Origin of the sequence: Enterobacter cloacae complex sp. SHL009 (genome assembly GCF_049237205.1) — a bacterium.
Lineage (GTDB): Bacteria > Pseudomonadota > Gammaproteobacteria > Enterobacterales > Enterobacteriaceae > Enterobacter > Enterobacter cloacae_M.
Map to the genome: position 1 here is coordinate 149,240 of NZ_JBMKIW010000006.1, position 21,948 is coordinate 171,187.

Below are 21,948 nucleotides of genomic sequence, written 5' to 3' on the forward strand. Positions count from 1 at the left end.
TAAGTTTTAATTATATGAACGGGAGGACTAAACCATGACGACGAAACCAGTGCTGGGTATTAGCGGATGTTTGACCGGATCCGCCGTTCGCTTTGACGGCGGACACAAGCGTATGGGCTTCGTCATGGATGAGCTGGCCCAGTGGGTAAATTTCAGGCCCGTCTGCCCGGAGATGGCCATCGGCCTGCCGACGCCTCGCCCGGCCATACGCCTGACGCTGACGGACAGCGGCGAAACGCAGCTCCGTTTCAGCAAACCGCCTCATGATGACCTCACCCAGAAAATGGCCGAGTTCACGGCGGACTATCTGCCAAAAATCGGCGATCTGTCGGGATTTATCGTCTGTGCAAAATCCCCAAGCTGCGGCCTGGAACGCGTGCGGCTGTACGATGAAAACGGCAACCGGGGCCGCAAGGAGGGCGTCGGGCTGTTCACCGCCGCCCTTCTTGAAACCTACCCGTGGCTGCCCGTCGAGGAAGACGGTCGGCTGCACGACCCGGTGCTGCGGGAAAACTTTATCGAGCGGGTATTTGCCCTGCACGAGCTAAACACGCTGCGCGCTAAAGGTCTCACGCGACGTGGGCTGCTGGATTTCCACAGCCGCTATAAATTGCAGCTGCTGGCGCACCATCAGGCGGGCTACCGTGAAATCGGCCCGTTCGTTGCCTCGCTGCACGAGTGGGAAGACCTGGACGCCTTCTTCGTGGCGTACCGGGAAAAACTAATGACCATCCTGAAAAAACCCGCCTCGCGGAAGAATCACACCAACGTGCTGATGCATATCCAGGGGTATTTCCGTAACCAGCTGAACACTCGCCAGCGCGGCGAGCTGCGCGACGTGATCCTGCACTATCGCAACGGACAGTTGCCTATTCTCGCCCCGATCACGCTGCTGAAGCACTACCTGGCCGAATACCCCGACCGGTATCTGATGACGCAAAACTACTTTGATCCCTATCCTGATGATTTGGGTCTGCGTCTGGCAGTCAAGTGATCATAAAAATGCGAAGGCCCCATTGACCCATAGAGGCCCAAAGCAGTACCCCGTTTAGACGACATCCTCACTGTCGTCTCTTTTTTTGCATTTAACCTCAAAGACTGTGATTATATACAGGCTTATTCTGCGAAAGGGGCCTGCCTGTGATCAACACCCTGCACATTCAAAACTACCGCTCCATCCGCGAGATGTCGCTGGAGCTGGAGCAGCTTAATATCGTCTTCGGGCCGAACGGCACCGGGAAATCGAATATCTACAAGGCGATACACCTGATGCACAGCGCCGCCCAGGGGCAGTTTTCCCAGGCGCTGGCGAACGAGGGCGGCATTCTGAAGGTGTTCTGGGCAGGCAAAACCCGCAGCGACCAGCTACGACGGATGAATCTGGCCGTGGAAACAGAGTCCTACGAATACGAGCTGCAGGTCGGGTTTGTGGAGAAGCTGCCCTATCCCTCGCAGTTTCAGCTCGATCCGGTGATCAAAGAGGAGTCCATCTGGCTGAGCTGCCAGCGCCGTCGGCCTTCATCACAGCTGATGAAGCGTAAGAACCAGGCGGTGTTTCTCAACAACGTGCATCACGAGAAAGTGACCCACAGCGGCACGCTGTACGAGAACGAATCGGTGTTCGGACAGCTCGGCGAACCGCATCTTTATCCGGAAGTGTCGCAGATGCGTGAGTCCCTGCGTAACTGGCGCTTTTATCATGAGTTTTCCGTCTCGTCTGGCTCGGCGATGCGCGCCCCGCAGGTCGGCTTCCGCTCCCCGGTGCTGGCCAGCGACGGCGCCAACCTGGCGGCCGCGTTTCAGACCATCGTCGAGATCGGCGACGAGCTGCTGCTGATGCGCATCCTTGACCAGGCCTTCCCCGGCTGCGTGTTTTACAGCGACAACACCGGCGGACGTTTTCGCATGATGATGCAGCGCGAGGGGCTGAGCAGGCCGCTGGAACCGGCGGAGTTCTCCGACGGCACCCTGCGCTTTCTGTGCCTGGCAGTGGCGCTGCTAAGCCCGCGCCCACCGGCGTTTATCGCGTTGAACGAACCGGAAAACAGCCTGCACCCGCAGATGCTGCCCGCGCTGGCGAGCTTAATCGCCGAGGCCAGCCGCTACTCGCAGATCTGGCTCACCAGCCACTCGCCGGAGCTGGCGAAGTTGATTGAGAAGCAGAGGTCGTTCTCGCTGTATCAGCTGTCGATGGTGGAGGGGGAGACAAGGGTGGAGAGGCTGGGGTAGTTCTTTATATCTCACTTTCCCTGCCTTCAATGACTATTCTTTCGGTAGCCACCAACGACGAAAATGATTTTCGCCGGGATATGCCTTTGGCGCTTGCTGGCTCGCGATACATGCCCCAATTTATTGTTGCCAGTTTCTGCTGGAAGGATAATCTGTAAATATTGGTTATCAGATGAGAAAATTTAAATGGATATTGCACTTTTCCCTGGTCAAAACGCCCGTGCATGGGCTGAAACAATGATAAATCTTGAAGCCCGGAAGCTTATCAATACTGCGAATATTGTCGGAGGGCAACATCTCAGCGATGGACTCGCACGGATTAAGTTTATGGATGATATTCGGCAGTTTGTGATGCAACAATTTAGCGCTACCCAGGCGGCCAGAAGTCATGAGGAGTGCATGGAATGCCTGAAAAACATCCGGACAGAGAACGAAAGTCTTCTTGATCAAAGCAGAATGCTTCGCTCACGTACAGCTCAGCTTTTTGCTCAAATTGAACTGGTTAAAGAAAATAACAAAGTTGTCGGTTATGTTATCTCGTCGATTAAGGTGGTGCTTTCAGGATTACAGATTGTTGCAGGTGTAGGTGCAATGATGACAATGAACCCAGTGGGTGCGCTTGCAGGAGCGATTCTGGTTATGGATGGTGCAAATGCCATTTCAAAAGAAATTAACAGAACGCTTCAACATCAACCAAATTCCGAAGGAATGCTGGCAGATGGCGTCATGGATATCGCTCAGTTTATGGGATTTAAACGTGAATCAGCACTGGGAGTATTTAACAGCGTAAGCCTGGCCGCAAGCGTCTATACGGTATTTGGCGCCATCCGAAAACCCGAATCATGGCGTCTGTTTCGCTATCTCCCGCTGGATTTCTACCGCAAGGTCGACGGAATGAATCGCGCAGCGCTCACTATGAAAATTGTCGGCTGGGGTGTGTCTGCAAAAGTCTCGTTTGATTTAATTTCTAATGCGTCTGGCCAGAACTAATGTATTTCTTTCTGTAGCGCCAGGCTTTGTAGGTAATGACCGGGGGTTGAAAAAACCAGACAATCACCAACACGATGAAAAGAGAAATGCCCCCGGAAACAATATTGTAATGCTCAGCGAAAAAAAGAAGCGCCAGAAAAATCAAAGCCACAACCGCAGTAAGAAACAGAACCATGATAAATCGCTTACCTAACTCAAGTACTACCTCGAGCAAGGATGAACCATAACGGCTAATGTTCCGGTTCAGATACGCTAATTCTTTTACGGTGAAACCTGATTCTAGTAACTGCGTTTCAATATTGTTCATGCCACTACCTTTTCTCTGGAAAGTAACGTGGAATATCTTAACCGGAAGAGAGGCGTCTTGTAACCATTCTGATGCATCAGCATTAAACAGCAAAAATCAGGATCACGCTAAAAAGACACTGGCGGCTAAAGTAAAAAAACAAAAGATTACGGGATTTAAGACTCGCTCGTCAGGGACGTTCGTAACCTCAACAAATAGATGCCGCCCACGGCTTTTCACTCCAGCGCAACAGAATTATCATTTTCTGAAGACGGCTGAATGCGAAACGTCTTTCGCCACTCCGCCGGACTGACCCCAAAACGCGCCTTAAACTGCTGTCGCCAGGTGACGGCGGAATTAAATCCCACCAGCTCGGCCACGCGCTCAATCGGCATATTTCCGGCTTCAAGCAGGATCTGGCTGCGCCGCAGGCGTTCGGCGGTCAGCCAGTCGGAGACGCTCATTCCCGTGGCTTTAATAAAATGGCGGGTCAGGGTGCGGCGGCTCATCGAAACCACCTCTGCCAGCGAGTCCAGGCTATGCGGTTCGGTGATGTGCTGCTGAAGATAATCGATCAGACAGTTAATACGTCCGTCGCGGGTATCTTTGGGTACCGGCTGGGCGATGAACTGCGCCTGCCCGCCTTCGCGGTAGGGCGGAACAATCATCCGACGGGCAATCTGGTTGGCAACCACGCTGCCAAAGCGCTGGCGAATGATATACAGGCAGCAGTCCAGCGCAGCCGCCGTTCCAGCAGAGGTGATGATATTGCCGTCATCCACGTAAAGGGCATTAATATCCAGCTGAACGTACGGGAAAAGCGACTGGAACTGATGCTCGAACTCCCAGTGGGTGGCTGCACGTTTGCCGTCGAGGAGCCCCGCCCAGGCCAGCACAAACGACCCCAGACACAGCCCGACGATTTCCGCGCCGTTGTCTCTCGCCTGCACCAGGCTGTCGAGCAGCGTCTGGGGCGGTCGTTCAAGGACGTGCTGCCAGTAGGGAACGACAACAATATCGGCCTGGCCAATGGCAGTGTAATCCTGCGTGGCGTTGAGGGCAAATCCGTCTTTTGAGGTGAGAAAACCCGGCGTTTCGGCGCAGATCGTCACGTTAAAGCGCTTTTCGCCGGAGACCGAATCGCCAAACAGAATGCAGGGAACGGAGTAGTGGAACGGGCTGAACCCGTCTACCGCGACAATCGCGACGTTGATTAGCGACATCTGTCTCTCCTTTCCCTTTAACGCACTCAGAATATAACGGTTTCGCCATCCTTGGGAATGCTCACCGCGTCACTCACCTGATTGGCTTCAACGTACTCACGCAGCGCGCTGCGGGTCAACAGGCAGTGGTTAATCGCCTCCATATGGATCGCCACAATGTTTGCCTGCGGCAGCAGGAAATGAACGTTGAGCACATCCTCCTGCCCCATAATAATGGGCCCAAAACCAATGACGTGGGCATAGCCCGCGTTCAGCACCACCACGTCCGGCTGGTGCTTTTGCAGGTCGGCCGCCACTTCGTCACGCCAGATGGTATCCCCGGCAAGATAAAGCGTCTTCTCATCGGGATGACGCAGCACCACGCCGCAGGCCTCACCCAGCCGCTCCGCCAGCTCCGGCACGGCGTAAGCGCGATCGGTGCCGTGCTGCCCGCCGTGGGTTTTCGTAATCTGAATATCGCCGAAGAAGGTCGCGTCGGTCATGACCGTCAGGTTGCTGAATCCCTGGCTTCGCAGCAGCGCGGCGTCACGATCGTTTTGCACGTAGATCGGTTTGTCTTTGGCGATCAGCTCCGCCGCGGCGCGATCCCAGTGATCGTCATGGGTATGGGTGACGATCACCGCGTCAGCATCCAGCAGCGTGTTGACGTCAACGGGGAGTTCGACAGTCGGGTTACGGCGTTCGGCATACGCCGTACCGGGAAAGCCCGGATAAGCCCCCTTCGGGGCCAGCATCGGGTCGATTAAAAGACGTTTTCCGGCGTAGGTAATCAGCTGGGTGGCGTTGCGAATATGGGTAATGTTCATGGGCTATCCTCCGGTTGGTGTGATAAGGAGGATAGCCAGCCGTCACAATTGACGCTGTGGGTTAAAGGGCGATTACCGATGGAATCGGGCCAAGTTAAGCAACCCGTTTTCCGTCAGATCGTTTACCAGCCCGGCACCGCCCCGCCGTTAAAGATCGTCTCCGCCGCTTTCGCTACCTCAGGCGATTGATACGACTGGATAAATTCCTTCACGTTCTCCGCGTCTTTGTTGTCTTCGCGCGTCACCACAATGTTCACGTACGGCGAGTTTTTATCCTCAATAAAGACGCTGTCATGCACCGGCGACAGCCCTGTTTGCTGAATATAGGTAGTGCTGATGATGGCGACATCCACTTTCGGGTCGTCCAGCACGCGCGGCAGCTGTGCCCCTTCCAGCTCCATAATTTTCAGCTGTTTAGGGTTGGCGGTAATATCCAGCGCCGTCGGCAGCAGCCCGGTGTCCGGCTTCAGGGTAATGAGCTTCTCCTTTTGCAGCAGCAACAGCGCGCGGCCAAGGTTGGTCGGGTCGTTTGGAATGGCAATGGTCGCCCCGTCCTTCAGGTCAGAGACGGATTTGATTTTGCGGGAATAGCCGGCCATCGGAAAAACAAAGGTGTTCGCCACGGCCACCAGCTTGTAGTTATGCGCCTTGTTATCCTCAGCGAGGAACGGGCGATGCTGGAAGACGTTAGCATCCAGTTCCCCTTGGTTGGTGGCATCGTTAGGCAACAGCGAGCCGCTGAAGCCCACCAGCTCCACGTCCAGGCCATATTTCTCTTTTGCCACCTTTTTGGCAACTTCCGCTACGTCCTGTTCAGCGCCGTTGATGACGCCCACTTTAATGTGTTTGGCATCGCTGCCACTTTGATCGCACCCTGCCAGCAGCAGGCCAGCAAGTACCAGAGCACCCAATCGACGTTTCACAAGACAGTTCCTTTTGCTAAATGTTGTAGTGACTATATCGACAACGAGGCGGTGAAATAAAAACCGAAAAAGAATCAATAAGAAGGATAAGTTATATGCGGGTATTGCCGGGTGGCGCTGCGCTTACCCGGCCAACAGATTCCGAGCTTAAAGCGCTTTCGCCAGGTAATGTCGCTGCATGCCCGGGTACGGATAATCCTGCAAAGACATCTGCAACTGGTACCCCTGTTTTTCATAGAACGGACGCGCCTGGAAGCTGGCGGTATCGACCAGCGCGTGTTTGCAGCCTTTGCGTCTGGCTTCCTCTTCGGCCGCTTTGATAAGCTGACTGCCCACGCCGGATCCGCGCACGGCATCGCTCACCCAGAGAAAGTCGATATTCAGCCAGTCGCCTTTACGCACCCCAATTAGCCCGCCGAGCATGACGCCTTTATCATCCCGCACGTAAACGCCAATATCCCCGCTGAAGGTGGATAGATCCAGAAACTGCGCATTGTAGGCTCTCAGGCCCGTGAGTAACTCTTCTTTTTCCTGCGCCGTAACCGCACGAGTAATGCTCAGCTGCATATTTTTATCTCCTTGTTATCTGTGCCGCTTCACTATCTCACACAGATCTCCTGGAGAAAATTCATACTTTCGGCTGGCGTCGCTACACTGAATGTAACGATATATTTCATGGGAAGCATGTGACTTCTAAAAGGGGGTTGTGATGAAAGCTGCGCACCTGGTCTGCCTGCTGGTTTGTCTGCTCTTCGCCGCGTTTGTCCATGCTCAGGAAAAGGATGACCCCGCGAAAGAGGCGCAAATAAAGCAGCAGGTCCTTAAAGATATTAAGAAAACCTGTACGCCACAGAAAAAGCAGAGCGATAAAGCCTGGCAGGAGATGATTTTGTCGTCCGAGGCCAATCAGCTGCTGATCAAAAATGCCATCACCGCCGTTAAGCGCGACAACCTGGATGCCTACTGGGGGGCGATTGGCCAAGTGGATTGTATGGAAGATTATTGAGTTCCCGCCGGGTGGCGCTGCGCTTACCCGGCCTGGAAAACATTTTTAACGCTTCCGCATGTCCGGAATAATCAAATCCCCGCGCAGAACATAGGACCCGAGCATCTGCGTTTTCTCCGTCAGCCAGCTCACAATCCGCGCCGCCATCGCGTCCATGGAATATTCAATCGCCGGGATCACCGGAATACCCGGCAGGTGCAGCGATCCGGCCAGGCTGAAGACCATGATGTCGTCCGGCACCGATTTGTTAAACGCCTGCAGCTGCGGGATCACCCGCTGGGCTTCCTGCTCATCCGCCACCAGCAGCGCGTTGAAGTTCAGAGTACTGGCGTTATTAAGCAGCTCCTGTAGCGCAACGGACGAGGAGGTCGCGTCCATAAAGACCAGGCTGCGATTAAAGGGCAGGAAATTTTTCTCCAGCGCGTGCTTGTAGCCGAGCAGCACCTGATCGGCAAAACCGCTGCCGTGCGGATGGATCAGCGCAATCTGGCGACGCCCCTGGCTGGTGAGGTAGTTACAGGCGGTCTCGGCGGCAAAGGCATGATCGAACTGGATGCTGTTGGAATTATCAGTCTCCATACAGTCCACCAGAATGACGTTGTCCATATCCACGTCCAGCGGGAAACGGGCGCCAATCACCAGGATGTCATCGCAAAGCCCGCAGGAGAGTTCTTCAAGGGCGTGCATCACTTCCGCTTTGCTGTGCGCGAAGCGCAGCAGGAGATGTTTTTGATGCTGGCTGAGCTGTTTTTCCAGCGCGTAGAGATAACCGGTGGTCTGGTTAATGTTTTCCTGCGCGCAAATCACCCCGATACAGCCCGTCGACTGGCTCAGCAGCGACTGGGCAATCACGTTAGGCCGGTAATTCAGCTCATCCACCGCTTTTAATACGGCCTGACGGCTGGCTTCCTTAACGCCACGCGACCCGCTCAACACTCGCGATACCGTGGCTTTAGACACCCCGGCAAGACGTGATACATCATTGATTGTCGACATCTCTTTCCCCTGGCAGGCTTACCTCGCGCCTGCAAATTCCATGACCGCTTCGGCTCACATTATAGCCAGAACGGAGTATATCCGTTTCCGTTTTCCATGGAAACCGATTTTCCGTTTCCACTCAAAATGATGTCAAAACAGCCAAATTATGTGATGCACATCCGGTTAATTAGCCTCATAAGTAAGGGATATTGATGGGTATCACACTTCTGTCTTTTATGAATGGAAACCGGTTTCCGTATAATGTCCAATCATCCTCGCAATAACTTTTTACATTTAGAGGATGGTTGTCGATGTTCAAGATTATGCTGTGCTGCTCTGCCGGGATGTCCACCAGCCTGCTGGTCAGCAAAATGATCGATGTCGCGAAAGAACGTGGTTTGCCGGTGAAGATTGATGCGTACGGTGTTTCCGAATTTGATACGCAGTTTCCGCAATACCAGGTTGTCCTTCTCGGACCGCAAGTGAAATACATGTTACAGACACTCTCAGACAAGGCGGCTACGAAAGGCATTCCGGTGCAGCCCATCGATATGATGGACTACGGCATGCAGCGTGGCGATAAAGTACTGGACTATGCTCTGTCGCTCATCGAAGCGGCACACTAAAAGGTGTTCACATGAGTTCGTTATATCAATCCATGGTCGCGGTGATTGAGCAGTCAATTACCCCGCTGGCCGCGAAGCTGGGTCAGCAAAAGTATGTGATTGCCATCCGCGACGGCTTTACCGCCGCGCTGCCGTTTATGATCATCGGCTCGTTTATGCTGGTGTTCATCTTCCCGCCGTTCTCGGCGGATACCACCAACAGCTTTGCCCGCGGCTGGCTGGATTTCTCCCAGACCTATCGCGAGCAGCTGATGCTGCCGTTTAACCTCAGCATGGGCGTGATGACCTTCTTCATTTCGGTGGGGATTGGGGCAAGCCTGGGGCGTCAGTTCAACCTCGACCCGGTGATGTCCGGCCTGCTGGCCTTTATGGCCTTCCTGCTGGTCGCCGCGCCGTATGCCGACGGCAAGATCTCGACCCAGTATCTCTCCGGCCAGGGCATCTTCACCGCGCTGATCACCGCCATTTACGCCACCCGCGTCTACGCGTGGCTGAAGCAGAACAACGTGACCATTCGCCTGCCGAAGGAAGTCCCGACCGGTGTGGCGCGCTCGTTTGAGATCCTGATCCCGGTGATGGTGGTGATCGGTACGCTGCACCCGCTGAACCTGTTCATCGAAGCGCAGACCGGAATGATCATCCCGCAGGCGATCATGCACCTGCTGGAGCCGCTGGTGTCCGCGTCTGACTCCCTGCCCGCCATTCTGCTCTCCGTGCTGCTGTGCCAGATCTTCTGGTTCGCCGGTATTCACGGCTCGCTGATTGTCACCGGCATCATGAACCCGTTCTGGATGGCTAACCTCTCCGCAAACCAGGCGGCACTCGCCGCAGGCGCGGCGCTGCCGCACGTTTATCTTCAGGGCTTCTGGGATCACTACCTGCTGATTGGCGGCGTAGGCTCCACGCTGCCGCTGGCGTTCCTGCTGCTGCGCAGCCGCGTTACCCACCTTCGCACCATCGGCAAAATGGGCGTGGTGCCGAGCTTCTTCAATATCAACGAACCGATTCTGTTCGGCGCGCCGATCATCATGAACCCGATGCTGTTTATCCCGTTCGTGTTCGTTCCGCTGGTCAACGCCTGCCTGGCGTACGGCGCAACCAAGCTCGGCTGGCTGGCGCAGGTCGTGTCGTTAACCCCGTGGACCACCCCTGCACCGATTGGCGCTTCGTGGGCAGCAAACTGGGCGCTGAGCCCGGTGGTGATGTGCCTGGTCTGTATGGTGATGTCCGCGCTGATGTACCTGCCGTTCCTGCGCGCCTATGAGCGTACGCTCATCAAAAACGAAGAGCAGAAGGCCCAGGCAACCGTCGGCGCCGCCGAGACCGCCAGCAATTAAGTCAAAGAGGAAGAGTCATGAAATACGCATTTCCCGATAACTTCTGGTGGGGCAGCGCAAGCTCCGCTCTCCAGACCGAAGGGGCAAGAGAGGGCGAAACCACATGGGATTACTGGTTTGCCCGCGAGCCGAACCGTTTTCACAACGGCGTGGGGCCGCAGCAGACCTCCACGTTCTATCAGCACTGGAAAACGGACATTCAGCTGTTAAAGCAGCTGAACCACAACAGCTTTCGCACCTCGATTAGCTGGGCGCGCCTGATCCCCGACGGTATCGGTGAAGTGAACCCGGAAGCGGTCGATTTTTACAATCAGGTCATTGATGAGCTGAATGAACAGGGCATCACGCCGTTTATGACCCTGTTCCATTTCGACATGCCGATGGCGATGCAGGAGATCGGCGGCTGGGAAAACCGCGACGTGGTGGACGCCTACGCCCGCTATGCGCAGATTTGCTTTGAGCTGTACGGCGATCGCGTGCTGCACTGGTTTACCTTCAACGAGCCGATCGTGCCGGTGGAAGGCGGTTATCTGTACGACTTCCACTACCCCAACGTGGTGGATTTTCGTCGGGCGGCCACCGTGGCGTATCACACCGTGCTGGCCCATGCGAAAGCGGTGCAGGCCTACCGCGCCGGGCATTACGCGGGGGAGATTGGCATCGTGCTGAACCTGACGCCGTCGTACCCGCGCTCGCAGAACCCGGCGGACGTGAAGGCGGCGCACATCGCGGACCTGATGTTTAACCGCAGCTTCCTTGACCCGGTCCTGCGCGGCGAATACCCGGCGGACCTGGTCGCGCTGCTGAAATCCTGCGATCAATTACCCGCCTGTAAACCGGAAGACGGTTTCCTGATTGCGGAAGGGAAAATCGACCTGCTCGGCGTGAATTACTATCAGCCGCGTCGCGTGAAGTGTCGCGACAGCGCGGTGAACCCGCAGGCGCCGTTTATGCCGGAGTGGTTCTTTGATAGCTACGAGATGCCGGGCCGCAAGATGAACCCGTACCGCGGCTGGGAAATCTACGAGCCGGGTATTTACGATATTCTGGTCAACCTGCGCGACAATTACGGCAACCCTCGCTGCTTTATTTCTGAAAACGGCATGGGCGTCGAAAACGAGCAGCGCTTTATTGAAAACGGCCAGATTAACGATCAATACCGCATCGAGTTTATTTCCGAACATTTAGCCTGGCTGCATAAGGGTATTAGCGAAGGGTGCAATTGTCTTGGCTATCATATGTGGACGTTTATTGATAACTGGTCGTGGTGCAACGCGTATAAAAATCGCTACGGATTTATCCAGCTCGATTTAGAGACGCAGAAACGCACCATTAAGAAAAGCGGAGAGTGGTTTGCCGCCACCGCGTTAAATAATAGTTTTGATAAAGAGTAATGATGATGATCGCATTAGAAGAAGCCGTAATGGAAATTATCGTCAATGCCGGACAGTCCCGCAGCCTGTGCTTTGAAGCACTGCACGCGGCGCGCCAGGGCAACATTGACGAGGCCAAAAGCCTGCTGCGCGAAGCCGACGGCTACGCGCGCCAGGCGCACAAGATGCAGACCAAACTGATCGAGCAGGATGCGGGCGAAGGCCGCCAGCCGATGACGTTAATTATGGTGCACGCGCAGGATCATTTAATGAATTCCTTATTAGCGCGTGAATTATCCGAAGAAATTATTCATTTATATCAGAGATAGTCTATGGCGAAATAATTACTGTAATACCTCTGTACCCTAAATAGAGATCCACTTGTTCTGATGATAGCGACATACTCTGTCAGATCGGAGCGGGATGGTTATTGTCTGAATAAAATTAAACTATATTGAGATAACCATGAATACGATTAAAAAACTTCCATTAACCATGGCGGTTATCGCCGCGCTTTGCCCAATTTCCGTGCTCGCGCAGGAATTCACCCAGGAGCAAATCGACGCCATTGTGGCAAAAGCGGTGGATAAAGCCCTCGCCGAACGTCAGGCTAAAATGGATGCGGCGGTCGCGAAAAAAGCGGACGTGGTGACCGAGCCGCAAAGCGCGGCGCAATCTCCGGATATGGCGATCCCGTTCGGGATTAAATTTACCGGCTATGCCCGCTACGGCACGCACTTCCAGGCCGCCGATCAGAAATACGTCGCGGTGGACGGCTCGTACAACGGCGCGTCGGCCATTGGTCGTCTGGGCAACGAAGGCAACGGCGGGGAATTCCAGCTCTCCAAGGCCTTTAAGGGTGAAAACGGCGCCATCTGGGACGTTAACGTGATGATCGACCACTGGGGCGACGAAGTTAACCTGAAAAAAGCCTACGCGGGGGTGACCAACATTATGGCCTCCAACCCGAACGCCTATTTCTGGGCCGGTCGTGACTTCCACCAGCGTCCACAGCAGGGCATCAACGATTACTTCTGGATGAACCACGACGGCCAGGGCGCCGGGGTGAAGAACTTCGACATCGGCGGCGTGCAGTTCGACGTGGCCGCCGTCGCGGCGGTGGAATCCTGTAGCCCGGAAGTGATGGAAGATGAAGCCAACCCGTCGCGCATCACCTGTACCGGCGGTTCCGGCACGGGTGACAAAGGCAACTACGCCGCGACCTCAAAAATCCACGGCATGAAGCTCGGCCCGATCGACATGGAGCTGTACGCTAACTACGGCTTTGACTCCAAAGCGGTGGAGAGCGACGAGCGTCTGAACGCGTGGCAGGGCGGCGTGGTGCTTAGCCACACCAACGACAGCGGCGTGAATAAGGTGATCGCCCGCTACTCCGATAACGCGGACAACAGCGTGTTCAACAAAACCGAGGATCTGACCACGGTCTACGCCAGCTTCGAAGGGCTGTACAAATTCACCCAGGCCACGCAGGTGGAGTACATCCTCGCCTTCCACGACTACGACAACAGCCGCGATAAGACCGACAACCGCAAGAACTACAACGCCATCGTGCGTCCGATGCACTGGTGGAACGACGTTCACTCCACCTGGCTGGAAGCGGGCTGGCAGCACGTGGATTACGACAACGGCGGCGACAACAAGGGCTGGAAGCTGACCCTGTCGCAGAATATGTCTATCGCCATGGGGCCGGAGTTCCGCCCGATGCTGCGCTTCTACGTGACCGGCGGCAAAGTGGATAACGAACGCACCGCGCGCGTGAACAACACCAAAGACGAAACGCTCGACGACTTCAACGTCGGCGCGATGTGGGAGGCGTGGTTCTAAGCAAGGTAGAAGCAAAACGGCAACGAGAGTTGCCGTTTTTAGTGTTTGCTCCCTCTCCCCGTGGGAGAGTGCCGGGGTGAGGGCATCAGGCCACACACAACCATGCTATGCTGTTGACCGAATTAACGACAACATCGCAGGGGAGAACATGGGTTCCACACGTAAAGGGATGCTAAACGTCCTGATCGCCGCCGTTTTATGGGGCAGTTCCGGCGTTTGCGCGCAGTACATCATGGAGAAAAGCCACATTTCTTCGCCATACCTGACCATGGTTCGCCTGCTGTTTACCGGCGTGATCCTCCTGACGCTTTCTTTCGTTCACGGCGACAGGATTTTCTCGGTGATCAAACATCGCAAAGACGCCCTCAGCCTGCTGTTTTTCTCGCTGGTCGGCGCGCTCACCGTGCAGCTCACCTTCCTGCTGACGATTGAAAAATCCAACGCCGCGACCGCTACCGTTCTGCAGTTTCTGTCACCAACCATTATCGTGGCGTGGTTCGCGCTGGCGCGGAAAAAGCGCCCTGGCGTGTTTGTTTTATCCGCGATTGTGACCTCGCTTGTCGGGACGTTCCTGCTGGTCACCCACGGCGACCCGACCTCGCTCTCCATCTCGCCTGCCGCGTTGTTCTTCGGTATCGCCTCGGCGTTTGCCGCGGCGTTTTACACCACCTATCCGTCAACGTTGATCGCCCGCTACGGCACGCTGCCGATTGTCGGCTGGAGTATGTTGATTGCCGGGTTAATGCTGACGCCGTTCTACGCCGGACGCGGGACCACCTTCGTGATCGACGGCAGCCTGCTGCTGGCGTTTTTCTACCTGGTGGTGATCGGCACCGCGCTGACGTTCAGCCTGTACCTGAAAGGTGCGCAGATGATCGGCGGGCCGAAGGCGAGCATCCTGAGCTGCGCCGAACCCTTGAGCAGCGCGCTGCTGTCGGTGATTTTGCTGGGCGTGGCGTTTACCCTGCCGGACTGGCTGGGGACGCTGCTGATCGTGTCGTCGGTGGTATTGATTTCGATGGATTCGCGTAGAAGGGTTAAGGCATCGGCGTAGCCTGATGTCCCCTCACCCCGGCCCTCTCCCCAAAGGGGCGAGGGTGAAAAGACAGCACCGAGCAGTCCCCTCTCCCCTATGGGGAGAGGGTTAGAGTGAGGGGAAAATTGACTACTTAGCTTTAACCTTCCCCGCCACCAGCAGTGCCGTCAGCAGCATCAGCGTACCGGAAATCACCAGCGGTGACGTCAGCCCCAGATGGTCGAGCGCTACGCCGCCAATGGCCGCGCCGCAGGTGTTCGCCAATTGGATCACCGCCACCTGAATCGACCCGGCTTTTTCCGCCTGATCGGCCAGCGTGCGGGTGATCCACGTCGACCAGCCCACCGGCACCAGCGCAAAGGCAAAGCCCCAGATAATCGCAATGGCAGACGCCACCCACTTATCGCTGCCCCACAGCACCAGCACCGCCGCACTCGCCGCCAGCACCAGCGGCGCGCCCGCCAGCGCGACCTTCAGGGAGCGTTTCAGGAACTGGGACGACAGCGAGGTGCCGACAAAACTCGCGATACCAAAGCTCAGCAGCACCAGCGTCAGGCCGTCCACGTCAAAGCCCGCCATGGTCATAAACACCGGGCGGATGTAGGTAAAGAAGGCAAACTGCCCGGCAAAGGCCATAAAGATGGCGGTCATCCCCGCCAGCACGCCGGGGCGCTTCAGCAGCGCGAACATGTTCTGTTTGTGGTGCGCCGCTTCGCCCGGCAGCGACGGCAGCGCTTTCCACACCCAAATGATGCAGAGCAGGCCCATCACCGCCGCAGCGTTGAAGACGTTACGCCAGCCGATAATTCCACCGAGGAAGCTGCCGAGCGGCGCGGCAATCACCAGCGCGATAGAGACCGCACCGAAGATAACGGAAAGCGCTTTTGGCACCGTGCGCGCGGGCACCAGTCGCATGGTCAGCGAAGCGGACATCGCCCAGAAGCCGCCCAGCCCCAGCCCCAGACAGGCGCGCCCCAGCAGCAGCAGGGTAAAGCTTTCAGCAAAGGAGACCAGCAGGCAAGAGAGCGTCAGCAGCACGCTGAACAGGATGACCACCTTGCGGCGGTCGATGGTGCCAATCACCTGGGTGATAAACAGGCTGGCGAACATCGCCACAAACGCGGTGACGGTAACGGACTGCCCCGCCACGCCTTCGGAAATGCCCAGATCCTGCGCCATCGGCGTCAGCAGGCTCACCGGCAGAAACTCAACGGTAATCAGGCAGGCGACGCAGAATGCCACGGCGAAAACGGCCGACCAGTTGGGGCGTGAAACCTCGTTGGTCTGCGGTCTGGTCGTGGGCTGGATATGTTCTGTCATGGCGTCACCTGAAGATAAAAACGTGCGGAAAAGTCGCGCAGTTTATCATCAAAAGTGTGACGAATTTAACGTTTAGACAACTTTTGTGATTTTTAGAGGGGATCAGTGCAGGTAAAACACGCCCTCTTCCGGCAGAAAGAGCTGGTTATAGCGCAGCTGGAAGGCGTTAAGCTCCTGCGGATCGGGCTCCATCTCGCGCATAAAACCGAGCGCCAGACGAATTTGCGCATCGGTGATCGGCGCGGCCAGGCGGGCTTTACGCAGCATACGGTGCCAGGCGTGCAGGTTCTCTTCGCTGCCGTCGACAATGCAGACCTGCCAGATCAGCAGCACCTGCGCGGCGTTTTGCAGATGCGCCTCGTCCGGGCGCTCAAGGTAGCGGATAAACTCATTGCCCGGCATTTTGCCGAACTGATCGATCATCGACTCAACAGGCATCGGGGTGATCCCCAGACGCTCGCTTAAACGTTTGATGGCGCGGCGGGAGTCCGAGGTCAGGACGCGAAATCCCACCACAAACACCACGGCAAGCGTTGCCAGCATTATCCAGACCATGCGTTCTCCTTAGAATAGCCGCTCATCATAGCGGGAAACGCAGGACGTCGACAGCGACAGGCATAAAAAAGCCCGGCATCACACACCGGGCAAAGAAGTTACCTGCACACTCAGGCTGTTTTTAATTTCTGCGCACGATTCTCACGGCGGATCTTACGTTCTTCCAGCACCGCAACCATCGCCATCAGGACGATACAGCCGATGGCCGCCGCATCCAGCGCCGCGAAGGTGCCCGCCCAGCCGGTGAGGCCGAAAATCGGCGTGCCGTCGGCGATCATCCCCAGGCCCAGCTTGGCGAAGCTGTCGCCGATCAGGTAGGCGAAGGTGCCTTTAATCCCATCGGCGGCGCCGATCGCTTTTTTCGGGACGAAGCCGACTGCCGCCACGCCGATCAGCAGCTGTGGACCAAACACCAGGAAGCCGAGCGCGAACAGGGACGCCAGGTAAACGTACTGGTTGCTGGCGTGCTGGTAGACGCCGAGCGTGGCGATAATCAGCGCCAGTGCGACGCAGGCCACCAGCGCGCGACGGCCGTTGGCAAGATCCGAAAGCCAGCCCCACAGCAGCGTGCCGACCAGGGCGCCCACTTCGAACAGAGTGAAGCCCTGAATCGCCACTTCTTTAGAGAGCTTCAGCTCCTGGAAGGCATACACGGTCGACCACTGGTCGATGCCGATACGCACCACGTACAGGAAGATGTTCGAGAAGCACAGCAGCCAGATCACCTTGTTTTTCAGCACGTACTCAACAAAGATCTGCCATTTGGACATCTCGTTCTCTTCAGTCTCTTTGTCCTCTTCGCTGATCTCCTCGCCGAACAGCTCTTCGGCTTTGCCGAGGCCGTAAGATTCCGGGGAGTCGCTGCCGTAGCGCAGGCCGATAAAGCCGACAATCAGGGCGATAATCGACGGGAAGATAAACATGCCGATCACGTGGCCGTCGAACAGGTAGTTTGCGCCAAACAGCGCCACGCCAGCCGCACCCGCCCCGCCGAGGTTGTGGGAGATGTTCCACATGCCGAGGTAGGAACCACGCTTGCGGCGCGGGGTCCATTTGGTAATGGTGGAGTAGCTGCACGACCCGCCGGTACTCTGGAAGAAACCGCTCAGGGCGTAGAAGGCGATCATAAGGAACAGGCTGACAGACCCTGCGCCCATGCTGGCGCTGAAGCCGAGCATACAGATGGCGGAGAGGATCAGCATAAACGGCAGGAACTGCTTGGTGTTTTTGCCGTCCGCGTAGTAGGAAACGACGGTTTTACCCACGCCGTAGGTGATGGAGAAGCCCAGGCCAATCATTCCCAGCTGCGTCATGCTCAGCCCGTAGGTTGAGATCATGTCGTTCTGCGCGATGTTAAAGTTTTTGCGGATCAGGTACATGGTCAGGTAGCCGATGAAGACCACCAGATAGGACTGCATGAACGGTTTGAACCACATCTTGCGCCGCACGTCGAGCGGCAGATCCAGGGTCGGCTTGCGCACCTGGTTGAGGAAGGCCAGCATGGTTTGCTCCTGAGCTGATTTTTACCTGCGAATGGCAGGCATTGTAAAAATCAGCCGGGAGAGATGCCTGAGACAGCGTCCAGGTAAAACCGGGAAAATTTCTTAGTTTTACGCCATTCGGGGTGAAAAGGTGAGACGCATCACGCTTCGCTCACCTCGCGCGGCGCCTGCGCGTGCAGGAAGGGAAGCAGCAGCAGCGCGGAGATCCCCGCCGCGATGGCGATCACCGCGAAGAAACCGCTCCAGTGCCAGACGTCGATCACCCGCGCCAGCGGCCAGCCGGAGAGCGATGCGCCGAGGTAGGCAAACAGCCCGACAAAGCCCGTCGCCGCGCCTGCCGCCTCTTTGTGGGAACACTCCGCCGCCGCCATGCCGATCAGCATCTGCGGGCCAAACACGAAGAAGCCGGTGGTGAAGAAGCACGCCGCCTGCATCACGTAGCTGGCGAACGGCATCAGCCACAGCGAGCCGACGGAGAGCAAAATCCCGGCGGCGAAAATCAGGTTCATCGGGCCACGGTTGCCGTTGAACAGCTTGTCCGAGCCCCAGCCCGCCACCAGCGCGCCGATAAACCCGCCCAGTTCGAACATCGTCACCGCCGAGTTGGCGGTCACCAGATCCACCCCGAGCGTCTCGGACATGTACAGGTTGCCCCAGTCGTTGATCGCCGCGCGCACCACGTAGACCAGCACGTAGCAGAGCGAGAGTAGCCAGATGTACGGGTTTTTTAGCACGTATTTGGTGAGGATCTCCCTGCGGGTCAGCCCCGCGCCTTCCTGCTGCTGGGCAATCTCCATTTCGTCGTGCCGCCAGTCGCCCACCGCAGGCAGGCCGACGGTTTGCGGCCGGTCGCGCAGGCGCCAGCAGAGAAACAGCCCGGCGACAATCGCGAGGCCACCGGCAATCATCATCCCCGCGCGCCAGCCGTAGTGCAGCGCCGCCGCACCTACCACCATCGGGATCAGCGCCCCGCCGACGTTATGCGCGGTGTTCCAGATTGCCCACCAGCCGCCACGCTCGTTGCGCGAATACCAGGCGGTGAGCAGGCGGGCGCAGACCGGCGCGCCCCAGCCCTGGAAAAAGGCGTTCAGCGCCCACAGCAGGGCGAAGGCCCACAGCGAGGTGGAGAAGCCAAACAGAATGTTGACCACGCCGGTGGCGATCAGCCCAATGCCCATAAAATAGCGCGCGTTGGAGCGGTCGCTGACGATGCCGGAGAAGAACTTCGACAGGCCGTAGGTGATGTAAAACAGCGTCGCCAGCAGGCCGATATCGGTGCGCGTCATCACGCCGCTGGCGAGGATTTCCGGCGCGGCGGCGTTGAAGCTTTTGCGGGTGAAGTAGAACAGCGCGTAGCCGAGCCAGATGGCCATCAGGATATGGCGACGCCAGTAGCGGTAGCGGGCGTCGATTTCCGCTTTATTGCCAATCGGCGCGGCGCTGGCAGGGGTTTTAAACATGGTAACTCCGTAGCGGCAGGCTGACGCTGACGCGCGTCCCGTGGGTGCAGGAGAGGTTCAGCGTGCCGCCCAGCGCCTTGACGCGCTCCCGCATGCCCGCCAGGCCAAAACCCTGCTGGCCGGAGCCCGGCGGCAGGCCGCAGCCATCGTCTTCAATTATCAGCTTCAGGCTGTCGTCATTCTGCCAGCCCTGGATCGTGACCGCGCTGGCGCTGGCGTGCTTGACGATATTGTTCAGCCCTTCCTGACAGACGCGGAACAGCGTCACGCGCTGACCTTCGCTCAGGGTAACTTCATTGATGCGCCAGTCGAGATGGCTGACTATCCCGCGGCTTTCCAGCTCCATCTCGCGCATCAGGGAGCGTACCGCCTGCTCCAGCGTCAGGTCATCAAGCTGGCGCGGACGCAGCCGTCCCAGCAGGCGGCGAACGGAGTCATAGACCCCCAGCGAAAGCTGTTCGATATGGGCCCCGCCCTGCTTCACCCCGGCGTTTTCCGCTGCCAGACGCTGGACGATGCCCGCCTGGGTGCGGATGGCGGTGATGGTCTGGCCGATATCGTCGTGCAGCTCGCGGGCGACCTCCTGCCGCACGCTCTCTTCCGTCTCCAGCAGGCGCTCCGCCAGACGCCGGTTGCGCGCCAGCTCGGTCTGCAGGGACTGGTTCAGCTCGCGCAGGCGCTGAATGCCCGCGCCGAGCAGCAGCCCGGTCAGGCTCTGGGCCAGCAGGGAAAGCAGTAAATCCACAGGATGATCGTGCCAGGTCTGGCTGGCAATCAGCGCGATGGCGTTCATCAGCGTGGCGATCAGCGCCCCCTGCCAGCCGTAGTGCCAGGCCAGGGCGATGATCGGCAGCGCCAGGCAAAACGGCGTAAAGCGCGAAAGCTCGGCGGGCAGGCCAAGCTGTAGCCACAGGCTCACCACAAACAGCAGCAGATACCAGATGAGGTGCCGGGCGCGCCAGTTCACCGGTTGCGATACCAGCGCCGGGCCGAGCGGCTGCCAGACGGTGCTGGTGAGGTAATGCCAGATGACAAGACAGGTCGGGGCCAGGGTCAGGCCGCCGGTCAGGGTCAGCAGCAGCGCGTTAAGCATCTCCTTATCGCCCGCCCACGGCAGGGACTGCAGCAGCGCGGCGGCAATCAGCGCCGCCCCCTGACGCAGCAGCGTGCGCCAGTCGCGCTGGTGGCGGTAGCGGGAGATGAGGGCAACCGGGAGAAGCGTGAGCAGGCTTCCGGTCATCAATAAGGGAAGATGCGCGAGGGCAACTTCCTGCGACAGCCAGACCAGCATCAGCCATTCAGCACCGAGCAAAACGGGCCAGTAGCCGCGCGGGCACTGGAGCATTAAGCCCAGACGCAGGCCGAAGGGAAAGAGCAGTACAGCCAGCTCCGGGCGTTCTACCAGGTGCAGGCTGATGCTCCACAGGCAGAACCAGGCGGCGGAGAAGATAAAAAAGCTGGCGGCGACGGCGATCAGCCGCGAAAAGACGGGACTCATTGCCAGCTGTCGAACATGCGGCGCGCCAGCTCGACGTCGTTGCTGACGTTGAGTTTTTCCATCAGGTTGGCGCGATGAACGTGCACGGTTTTCGGGGACAGATCCAGCTCGGCGGCAATCTCTTTTACCGACATGCCCTGGGCAAGCTTCTCTGCCACCTGACGCTCGCGTCGGGTAAGCGGATCCTGGCGCCCGGCCGCCAGCTTGATGGCAATATCCGGCGTTAAATAGCAGCCGCCGGTGGAGACCGTACGCACGGCGGCGATCAGTTCGTCGGGGCTACAGCGTTTGGAGAGGAACCCGCGCGCGCCCGCGTTGAGCGCCTGCTCGACCAGCGCCGGGCTGTCGTGGACCGAGAGCATAATGGTCGCCATCCCTTTCGGCAGCTGGCTTAACAGCTCCAGCCCGGAGAGATCCGGCATCGAGATGTCGCAAATACAAACCTTCACCCCGCGCCCCGGCAGGCCCGCCAGCGCCTCGCGACCGGAGCCAAACTCGGCCACGACCTGAAAATCCGGTTCGAGGTTCAGAAGCTGGGCAAATCCGGAGCGGACGATAAGGTGGTCGTCGATAAGGGCGATGGTGGTCATGGCGCATTCCTGGCGGGCGGATAAAAAAACGCGCCTACCTTAACGATAAGCGCGCGGGTGTTCAAGCAATGAGCGATTTATTCGAAAAACACCGCAATTTTGTTAAACATGGTGGGATCGGACTGGTTGCGCGCCACTCTGGTGACGTCTTCCAGCTTGTCGATCTGCGCCATCATCTGCTCAAGACGCTGGTCGTCGTTGACCAGTAGCCAGATGCGGCTGTGCTCGCTGCCCTGAATCGGCAGACAGAGAATGCCTTCCACGTTAAACGCACGGCGGGCAAAAAGCCCGCAGACGTGGGTCATGACGCCAGGGTGGTTGCGGACGGTGAGTTCCAGAATGACGTTATCATGTTGTTTCTGCAT

The 21,948-nt window shown here is 57.5% G+C and carries 23 protein-coding genes; 10 read left to right on the plus strand and 13 right to left on the minus strand.

Annotated elements, in window-relative coordinates; translation table 11 throughout:
• Positions 1–34: 34 nt before the first annotated feature.
• The 3 genes from ACOTZC_RS15510 to ACOTZC_RS15520 all read left to right on the plus strand — a co-directional run bounded on the left by ACOTZC_RS15510 (position 35) and on the right by ACOTZC_RS15520 (position 3,219).
• A complete protein-coding gene (locus ACOTZC_RS15510; protein WP_047173159.1) occupies positions 35–994 on the plus strand; it encodes a YbgA family protein in 960 nt (319 codons plus the stop codon).
• A 146-nt stretch (positions 995–1,140) separates the two neighbouring features.
• The gene (locus ACOTZC_RS15515; RefSeq protein ID WP_213751768.1) at positions 1,141–2,229 is read left to right on the plus strand and encodes an AAA family ATPase; all 1,089 of its coding nucleotides are present in this window, start codon (positions 1,141–1,143) and stop codon (positions 2,227–2,229) included.
• Between the two features lie 186 nt (positions 2,230–2,415).
• Positions 2,416–3,219, plus strand: a complete 804-nt coding sequence (locus ACOTZC_RS15520; protein WP_248194427.1) for a DUF4225 domain-containing protein — start codon at positions 2,416–2,418, stop codon at positions 3,217–3,219.
• Here the strand turns inward: ACOTZC_RS15520 and ACOTZC_RS15525 are convergent.
• From ACOTZC_RS15525 to ACOTZC_RS15545, 5 genes are all read right to left on the minus strand, one after another.
• Positions 3,197–3,526, minus strand: a complete 330-nt coding sequence (locus ACOTZC_RS15525) for a hypothetical protein (RefSeq protein WP_023309852.1) — start codon at positions 3,524–3,526, stop codon at positions 3,197–3,199. The two genes, ACOTZC_RS15520 and ACOTZC_RS15525, sit on opposite strands and share 23 nt — an antisense overlap.
• Positions 3,527–3,741: 215 nt before the next feature.
• A complete protein-coding gene (locus ACOTZC_RS15530; RefSeq protein ID WP_045354685.1) occupies positions 3,742–4,728 on the minus strand; it encodes a GlxA family transcriptional regulator in 987 nt (328 codons plus the stop codon).
• A 26-nt stretch (positions 4,729–4,754) separates the two neighbouring features.
• A complete protein-coding gene (locus ACOTZC_RS15535) occupies positions 4,755–5,534 on the minus strand; it encodes an MBL fold metallo-hydrolase (protein ID WP_045400410.1) in 780 nt (259 codons plus the stop codon).
• 122 nt (positions 5,535–5,656) lie between these two features.
• Complete coding sequence (gene nlpA, locus ACOTZC_RS15540) at positions 5,657–6,457, minus strand: lipoprotein NlpA (RefSeq protein WP_023309849.1); 801 nt, start codon at positions 6,455–6,457, stop codon at positions 5,657–5,659.
• 147 nt (positions 6,458–6,604) lie between these two features.
• Positions 6,605–7,024 carry a GNAT family N-acetyltransferase gene (locus ACOTZC_RS15545; RefSeq protein ID WP_045400413.1) on the minus strand — a complete coding sequence of 140 codons (420 nt, stop codon included), beginning with the start codon at positions 7,022–7,024 and terminating at the stop codon, positions 6,605–6,607.
• A 142-nt stretch (positions 7,025–7,166) separates the two neighbouring features.
• Between ACOTZC_RS15545 and ACOTZC_RS15550 the strand changes: the two genes are divergently transcribed.
• Positions 7,167–7,463: a YicS family protein gene (locus ACOTZC_RS15550; protein WP_023309843.1), complete on the plus strand. Its 297-nt coding sequence runs from the start codon at positions 7,167–7,169 to the stop codon at positions 7,461–7,463.
• A 45-nt stretch (positions 7,464–7,508) separates the two neighbouring features.
• Here ACOTZC_RS15550 and ACOTZC_RS15555 read toward each other — a convergent pair whose 3' ends face one another.
• Entirely contained in the window at positions 7,509–8,459 is a 951-nt protein-coding gene (locus tag ACOTZC_RS15555; RefSeq protein ID WP_045354676.1) for a LacI family DNA-binding transcriptional regulator, read from the minus strand.
• 293 nt (positions 8,460–8,752) lie between these two features.
• On the opposite strand from ACOTZC_RS15555, the gene ACOTZC_RS15560 reads away from it, so the two are divergent.
• From ACOTZC_RS15560 to ACOTZC_RS15585, 6 genes are all read left to right on the plus strand, one after another.
• On the plus strand, positions 8,753–9,067 hold the full coding sequence (locus ACOTZC_RS15560) for a PTS sugar transporter subunit IIB (RefSeq protein WP_023309841.1): 315 nt from the start codon (positions 8,753–8,755) through the stop codon (positions 9,065–9,067).
• 11 nt (positions 9,068–9,078) lie between these two features.
• Complete coding sequence (locus ACOTZC_RS15565) at positions 9,079–10,404, plus strand: PTS sugar transporter subunit IIC (protein ID WP_039260375.1); 1,326 nt, start codon at positions 9,079–9,081, stop codon at positions 10,402–10,404.
• A 17-nt stretch (positions 10,405–10,421) separates the two neighbouring features.
• A complete protein-coding gene (locus ACOTZC_RS15570; protein WP_421635865.1) occupies positions 10,422–11,798 on the plus strand; it encodes a glycoside hydrolase family 1 protein in 1,377 nt (458 codons plus the stop codon).
• A gap of 5 nt (positions 11,799–11,803) precedes the next feature.
• Complete coding sequence (locus ACOTZC_RS15575; protein ID WP_029741865.1) at positions 11,804–12,106, plus strand: PTS lactose/cellobiose transporter subunit IIA; 303 nt, start codon at positions 11,804–11,806, stop codon at positions 12,104–12,106.
• Positions 12,107–12,242: 136 nt separating this feature from the next.
• Positions 12,243–13,622: a carbohydrate porin gene (locus ACOTZC_RS15580; protein ID WP_421635866.1), complete on the plus strand. Its 1,380-nt coding sequence runs from the start codon at positions 12,243–12,245 to the stop codon at positions 13,620–13,622.
• Positions 13,623–13,770: 148 nt separating this feature from the next.
• Positions 13,771–14,676, plus strand: a complete 906-nt coding sequence (locus tag ACOTZC_RS15585) for an EamA family transporter (protein WP_213751761.1) — start codon at positions 13,771–13,773, stop codon at positions 14,674–14,676.
• A gap of 111 nt (positions 14,677–14,787) precedes the next feature.
• Here ACOTZC_RS15585 and nepI read toward each other — a convergent pair whose 3' ends face one another.
• From nepI to ilvN, 7 genes are all read right to left on the minus strand, one after another.
• Positions 14,788–15,978, minus strand: a complete 1,191-nt coding sequence (gene nepI / locus ACOTZC_RS15590; RefSeq protein ID WP_325795152.1) for a purine ribonucleoside efflux pump NepI — start codon at positions 15,976–15,978, stop codon at positions 14,788–14,790.
• 102 nt (positions 15,979–16,080) lie between these two features.
• Positions 16,081–16,533 carry a DUF1198 domain-containing protein gene (locus ACOTZC_RS15595; RefSeq protein ID WP_213751760.1) on the minus strand — a complete coding sequence of 151 codons (453 nt, stop codon included), beginning with the start codon at positions 16,531–16,533 and terminating at the stop codon, positions 16,081–16,083.
• A gap of 110 nt (positions 16,534–16,643) precedes the next feature.
• Entirely contained in the window at positions 16,644–18,035 is a 1,392-nt protein-coding gene (uhpT, locus tag ACOTZC_RS15600; RefSeq protein ID WP_023309834.1) for a hexose-6-phosphate:phosphate antiporter, read from the minus strand.
• A gap of 140 nt (positions 18,036–18,175) precedes the next feature.
• The gene (locus ACOTZC_RS15605; RefSeq protein ID WP_239631625.1) at positions 18,176–19,495 is read right to left on the minus strand and encodes an MFS transporter; all 1,320 of its coding nucleotides are present in this window, start codon (positions 19,493–19,495) and stop codon (positions 18,176–18,178) included.
• Positions 19,488–20,993: a signal transduction histidine-protein kinase/phosphatase UhpB gene (gene uhpB, locus ACOTZC_RS15610; RefSeq protein WP_333033293.1), complete on the minus strand. Its 1,506-nt coding sequence runs from the start codon at positions 20,991–20,993 to the stop codon at positions 19,488–19,490. Before uhpB ends, ACOTZC_RS15605 begins: the two co-directional genes overlap by 8 nt.
• Positions 20,990–21,583 (minus strand): transcriptional regulator UhpA, encoded by a 594-nt coding sequence (uhpA, locus tag ACOTZC_RS15615; protein WP_047173150.1) that lies wholly within the window; start codon positions 21,581–21,583, stop codon positions 20,990–20,992. The genes uhpB and uhpA overlap by 4 nt, the downstream gene beginning before the upstream one ends.
• 77 nt (positions 21,584–21,660) lie before the next feature.
• Positions 21,661–21,948, minus strand: a complete 288-nt coding sequence (gene ilvN / locus ACOTZC_RS15620; RefSeq protein WP_033144334.1) for an acetolactate synthase small subunit — start codon at positions 21,946–21,948, stop codon at positions 21,661–21,663.